Below are 913 nucleotides of genomic sequence, written 5' to 3' on the forward strand. Positions count from 1 at the left end.
CTGCTCACCCGCACCTTGCCGATCATGCCGATGGTGTCGGGCGTCGTCGTCTTCATTTTCGGCGCGCTGACGCTCTATCTGCAGGACGACATCTTCATCAAGATGAAGCCGACCATCGTCAACACGCTGTTCGGCGGGGTGCTGCTCGGCGGCCTGTATTTCGGCAAGTCGCTGCTTGGCTATGTCTTCGATTCAGCCTTCAGCCTCGACGCTGAAGGCTGGCGCAAGCTGACCTTCCGCTGGGGCCTGTTCTTCCTGTTCCTGGCCATCGTCAATGAGGTGGTGTGGCGCAATTTTTCCACCGACGCCTGGGTTACTTTCAAGGTCTGGGGCATCATGCCGATCACGCTTCTGTTCACCTTCAGCCAGATGCCGCTGATCCTGCGCCATTCGCTGGACGACAAGACCGGCAAAGAAGAGAAGGCCGGGAAATAGAGCCTGCAAATAAGGGGAAAGGGCCATGGAATTCGTCACCACGCGCGACCAGTTGAGGACGATCTACAAGACGCCACGACCGACCGACGGTTCTATCCGAAAGGAGCTGAAAAAACTTGACGGCCATTGCCGCTCCTTCATCGGCAAGAGCCCATTCGTGCTGATTGGCTCGTCCGACGGTGCCGGCAATGCCGACGTGACGCCGAAGGGCGACAAACCGGGCTTTGCCACCGTTCTGGACGACACCACCATCGCCATTCCCGACCGGCCCGGCAACAACCGGCTCGACACGCTGGAAAACATCCTCGTCAATCCCCCGGTCGGGCTGCTCTTCCTCATCCCCGGCATGAACGAGACGCTGCGCGTCAACGGCGATGCCCGCATCACCGTCGACGCAAATTTGCGCGAACGGCTCGCCGTCGACGGCAGGGAGCCGCAAAGCGTTGTCGTGGTCAGCGTCAAGGCGGCCTACATGCAC

The 913-nt window shown here is 60.2% G+C and carries 2 protein-coding genes; both read left to right on the top strand.

Annotated elements, in window-relative coordinates; genetic code table 11:
* A partial coding sequence (locus EN969_RS33090; protein WP_127419842.1) for a septation protein A occupies nt 1-435 on the top strand: 435 nt, incomplete at its 5' end.
* Nucleotides 436-460: 25 nt separating this feature from the next.
* Nucleotides 461-913, top strand: a 453-nt coding sequence (locus EN969_RS33095; RefSeq protein ID WP_127419844.1) for an MSMEG_1061 family FMN-dependent PPOX-type flavoprotein, incomplete at its 3' end; no start/stop codon positions are given.

The organism is Mesorhizobium sp. M7A.F.Ca.CA.003.01.2.1, assembly GCF_003998945.1.
GTDB lineage: Bacteria > Pseudomonadota > Alphaproteobacteria > Rhizobiales > Rhizobiaceae > Mesorhizobium > Mesorhizobium ciceri.